Annotated in this window: 1 protein-coding gene; it reads left to right on the top strand. The window is 52.0% G+C overall.

All coding sequences use genetic code 11. From position 1 onward, the window contains the following. Positions 1–379: transposase (locus FEF65_RS13310; protein ID WP_170304459.1), on the top strand; the 379-nt coding region annotated here is incomplete at both ends.

Genomic DNA, 379 nt, shown 5'->3' with positions numbered 1-379 from the left:
TATCCGACTATAAAAAGCCGGAAGACCTGATTGGCGAAAATGGACTTCTCAAACAACTGACGAAGGCATTGGTTGAGCGTGCCCTTGAAGCTGAGATGGAGCACCACCTGGGGCATGCCCGGCATGACGCAGTAACCAATTCGACCGGGAATGCCCGTAATGGCCGCAGCAGCAAAATCCTGAAAGGCGAATTTGGTGAGCTGCCAATAGAAGTTCCTCGCGATCGCCACGGCAGTTTTGAACCGCAAATAGTAGGCAAGCATCAACGCCGATGGACAGGATTTGATGACAAGATCATCTCCCTGTATGCGCGAGGTATGCCTGTACGAGAAATCCAGAGCCACCTTGAGGAAATGTATGGCACGGAGGTATCGCCTAC

Source organism: Mariprofundus erugo (genome assembly GCF_005818865.1).
In the GTDB taxonomy this organism is placed as follows: domain Bacteria; phylum Pseudomonadota; class Zetaproteobacteria; order Mariprofundales; family Mariprofundaceae; genus Mariprofundus; species Mariprofundus erugo.
Note: the sequence above shows the minus strand (reverse complement) of the source record. Positions and strands in the feature narration are given on the sequence as shown.